The organism is Gordonibacter pamelaeae 7-10-1-b (assembly GCF_000210055.1).
Classification (GTDB): Bacteria; Actinomycetota; Coriobacteriia; order Coriobacteriales; family Eggerthellaceae; genus Gordonibacter; species Gordonibacter pamelaeae.
The window spans coordinates 602,301-606,115 of record NC_021021.1; the positions used below are offsets into that span (position 1 = coordinate 602,301).

A 3,815-nucleotide genomic window follows, 5' to 3' on the forward strand; every position below is an offset into this window, starting at 1 on the left:
CGGCGAGGTCGACGGCGAGCGAGAGCGCGATGGAGGCCGCGGCCCCCGCGACGCCCGCCGCGAGAGCAAACAGGAAGTGACGTGCGACCTGGGAGGGATCGACGCCGCCCCGCGCCCTGCGATTCGCCATGCCCGCCTCACCGCCTCGTCGCCCGAATGGATGCCTATCCCGCTCATGGTAGGCGACGCGCAGCGAGCGACGGAGCCGCAGACGGCGCCCGTCAACGACCCGCCACCCCCCGGTTGACGACGCGGGGGCGTGTCGAGGGAACGGTTCCCTCGACACGCCCCTCAGGTTCAGCGAACCTCGATGCGGCGGACAGCAGCCCAGGCAACGAGCACGCCGAGGGCCGTCACGACAGCGAACAGGAGAAACGGGTTCGCCAAGCTCGCCCCTTCGCCGAAGCCGAGCAGCCAAGACATGGTTCCGGCAAATGCCCAGGCCGCTCCCTCGACGTTCGTCAAAATCGTGAGCCCTACCAAGACCAACGCCGCGCAGGCGAGCACGACGCGCCGCGTGCCGAAACGCATCTGCAGCGCGGCAAACGCGAGTCCCGCGCCCGAAGTCGCGGCGCACCCCAGAGCCATGAACAGGAAGTCGAGCGCAGGACCGTTGCTGAGCCCGTACGACATCAAGTACAACGACTGCATCTGCGGCCAGAACGACACGAGGATCACGCACGCGGCTTCGACGAGACCGAGGAACAGGCAGGCCGCCCCCAACGACGCAACCGTGCTCGCGATGACCTGAGGGCGCGTGAGCCCCATCTGCATAAGGAAGCGAATGTCGCCTTGGAACGTGGAAAGGGCGAGCAGGGGCATGAGGAAGTAGGGCAGGAACCCCATGTTAGGCACCGACAGATAAGCGCCCTTCGTGAGGCCGATCAGGGCCACAGCGGCGATGATAGCCCCGATGATCAGGCAGAACACCGCCGCGCTCTGCACGAGCTCCACAGCTTGGTAGCGGATGGCCGCTTTGAGTTTCATGAGGTCACTCCCCCTTCTCGGTCAGTTTGACGAACAGTTTCTGCAGGTTGACGGGCGCCGTGTCCAGACGGTCGTTCAACCGCTCGGCGTCCGGAGTGCCCAAGAGGTACGCCACCGCAACGCCGCCCAGCTCGTCGACGTCGAGCACGTCGAGCCCTTCGCAGTACGCGCGCACGTCGGCTGCGCGCCCCGACACGCTGTAGCCGCTCGAGCGCAGCTCGTCGGCCGAGGCCTGCATGAGCACGCGACCCTCGTCGATGATGGTGACGCGCTCCACGAGGTTCGCCACCTCCTCGATGAGGTGCGTGGCGATGACCACCGTGCGCGGGCGCTCCAGGTAGTCCTCCATCAGCAGCTGGTAGAACAGCTCGCGATGGGCGGCGTCCAGGCCCAGTACCGGCTCGTCGAGCAGCAGGTAGTCCGCGTCGAGCGAGAGCGCCAGCACGAGCTGGCAGATGGTGCGGTAGCCGGTGGAGAGCGCGCCCGTCTTCGCCTTCACATCGAGGTCGAACGCCTTAGCCAAGCGCTTGGCGCGCTTGGCGTCGAACCCCTCGTGGAAGCGACCCATCTGCTCGATGAGGTCATCCACGTGCATAGCTCGCCGTCCACCAGGATGCGGCCCTCCGTGGGCACGAGGCGGTTGGACGCGATGCCCAGCAGCGTCGTCTTGCCCGCGCCGTTGCGGCCGAGGAGCGCGTGGATCTTCCCGTATTCGAAGGACAGCGACACGTCGTCGAGCGCCGTCGTCTTCCCGAACCGCTTCGTCAAATGCTCGGCGCGCAGCTCACGCATGATCGTATCCCTTCTCGATGAGGTCGATGACCTGCTCTTTCGTCAGGCCCAGCTTCTTCGCCTCGGCCACGAGCGCACTCACGTAGCGCTCGTCGAAGGCGCTCTCGCGCTTCGCGCGCACTTTCTCGCGCGCGCCGTCCTGCACGTACATGCCCATCCCCCTCCTCTTGTAGATGATGCCCTCGTCCACGAGGATGTTCATGCCCTTGAGGACGGTGTGCGGGTTGATGCCGAGCAGCGCCGCGAGCTCGTTGGTCGAGGGGACGCGGTCCCCTTCGGCGTACGCGCCCGTGAAGACGTCGTCCTCGATCTGCTCGGCGATCTGCACGAACAGCGGCACGTCGCGCCCCGGATCGATGTTCACGATTCCTCCGTCCTTTCCTTGCTGGTTAGTTACTCAAGTAACTAACCAGCAGTGTACGGGCAGTGCGATGGGATGTCAAGCAGAAAAAGGGAGGCGCGCCGGATCGTTCGACCCAACGCGCCTCCCTCGCGTTCGCAACTCTACTAATTCGCGCAATACATCTGGCGATTTAGCACGGATGTTTCACGTGAAACATCCTATCCGCGCACCTCAGAGCACCCCTTGGAACACCGTGTCCGTGTCGCGGCAGAGGTGCTGGACGGCGGTGCGGGCGGTCTCCACCGCAGTGGGCAGGCCGCCGGGGGCGACGAGACGCTGGCCGGCGAAGTACGCGCCTGCGATGCCCTCGGGCTTCGCCGGGTAGCTGCGCGTCTTCTCGCCCGGGGCCATGTTGGACATCCACGAGCCCTTGTACGAGTGCAGGTAGCGCTCGTAGGTGAGCGGCGTGGCCACGTCCCACACCTCCACCTTGCCCTCGATCTGCGGGTACTTCCTCGACACCGCGGCGATCACTGCCTCGGCGAGCTTCCGCTTCTCCTCGGCGTAGGTGCCGTCGGCCTTGCGCGCCGCCCACCAGTCGTAGGTGTCGCCGTTCATGAACAGCGTCATGGCCGTGCAGCCCGCGGGCGCGTAGCCCTCGTAGGCGGCGTAGTTGTTGATGGCGAGCGCGTCGTGGCGCTGCCCGCCGCAGAAGACAGGCTCGTCGACGGGGAAGCCGACCGATTCGGGCACGTCCGAGAGGTCGGCGCGGACGCCGAGGCTCACGAACGTGTCGAGGATCGGCGAGACGTTCGCCCGCAGGTCGTCGGCCCACCCTTCGGCAATCGGCGGGTCGAACAGCTCGTCGACGGCCATGCGCAGGTCCTGCGTCACGATCACGGCGTCGAAGGCGCGCTCCTCGCCGTCCACGACCACGCCCGTCGCGCGGCTGCCCACCACCGCCACGCGCTCCACCGGCGTGCGGTACTCGATGCGGCCTCCCAGCCGCTCCAGCGTCTCCGCGATGCGCCGCGCCATGGCGAGCGAGCCTCCCAGCGGGTAGCCGCCGTCGCCTGCGGCCAGCGTCGAGAGCGTGAAGGCGAGGCCCATCGCGCTCATGTCCTCGCCGACCATGCTCGAGAACAGGGTGCGCAGAAGAGGGCTCGAGAATCGCTCGGCGAAGGCGCGGGCGGTCTGGTTCGCATAGAAGGGCATGCGCGGCATCGCCGGCAGCATCGGCAGCATCGCCCCGAGTCCCATCTTGCGGGGTTCGGCCGCCTGCACGCCCTTGAGGTCGGTGACGGGCATGTCCATCTTCATGAACTTCCGCACGTCCTTGACCAGACGGCGTATCTCGCGCGCGTCCTCGGGCGCGACGTCCAGCAGGTGCTTCTCGAGCCGGTCGAGGTCGCGATAGAGGCAGACGGTCCGCCCTTCGAACTCGTAGACGAGGAAAGGGTCGCGCACGTAGACGGGCACCTCCGGGTTCAGCGCGCCGATCTCCGTCCACACCGCGTTGAGCGCGGTCTTCGGCGACGATCCCGTGAGCCAGTGCATACCTCCTTCGAAGAGGTAGCCCTTGCGGCTCCAGCTGGTCGACGCGCCGCCAGGGATCGTGTGCGACTCGAAGACGGTGACGTCGAAGCCGCTCTGGCGCGCGTACACCCCCGCCGCGAGTCCCGCGATGCCGGCC

At 67.1% G+C, this 3,815-nt stretch carries 5 protein-coding genes; all 5 read right to left on the reverse strand.

Features of this window, described 5'->3' with window-relative positions; translation table 11 throughout:
- Nucleotides 1–297: 297 nt before the first annotated feature.
- Nucleotides 298–987 (reverse strand): hypothetical protein, encoded by a 690-nt coding sequence (locus GPA_RS02850; RefSeq protein ID WP_015538876.1) that lies wholly within the window; start codon nt 985–987, stop codon nt 298–300.
- Between the two features lie 4 nt (nt 988–991).
- A complete protein-coding gene (locus tag GPA_RS02855; RefSeq protein ID WP_015538877.1) occupies nt 992–1,582 on the reverse strand; it encodes an ATP-binding cassette domain-containing protein in 591 nt (196 codons plus the stop codon).
- The gene (locus tag GPA_RS19910) at nt 1,483–1,779 is read right to left on the reverse strand and encodes an ATP-binding cassette domain-containing protein (RefSeq protein WP_227155161.1); all 297 of its coding nucleotides are present in this window, start codon (nt 1,777–1,779) and stop codon (nt 1,483–1,485) included. The genes GPA_RS02855 and GPA_RS19910 overlap by 100 nt, the downstream gene beginning before the upstream one ends.
- Complete coding sequence (locus tag GPA_RS02860) at nt 1,772–2,143, reverse strand: GntR family transcriptional regulator (protein ID WP_041238880.1); 372 nt, start codon at nt 2,141–2,143, stop codon at nt 1,772–1,774. Before GPA_RS02860 ends, GPA_RS19910 begins: the two co-directional genes overlap by 8 nt.
- A 210-nt stretch (nt 2,144–2,353) precedes the next feature.
- The coding region (locus GPA_RS02865) for a phytoene desaturase family protein (RefSeq protein WP_041238881.1) at nt 2,354–3,815 on the reverse strand (1,462 nt) is incomplete at its 5' end.

Excerpts from the sequence above, each read along its gene's own strand:
- GPA_RS02850 (WP_015538876.1), bottom strand. The coding sequence starts at position 987 with ATGAAACTCAAAGCGGCCATCCGCTACCAAGCTGTGGAGCTCGTGCAG.
- GPA_RS02855 (WP_015538877.1), bottom strand. The coding sequence starts at position 1,582 with ATGCACGTGGATGACCTCATCGAGCAGATGGGTCGCTTCCACGAGGGG.
- GPA_RS19910 (WP_227155161.1), bottom strand. The coding sequence starts at position 1,779 with ATGCGTGAGCTGCGCGCCGAGCATTTGACGAAGCGGTTCGGGAAGACG.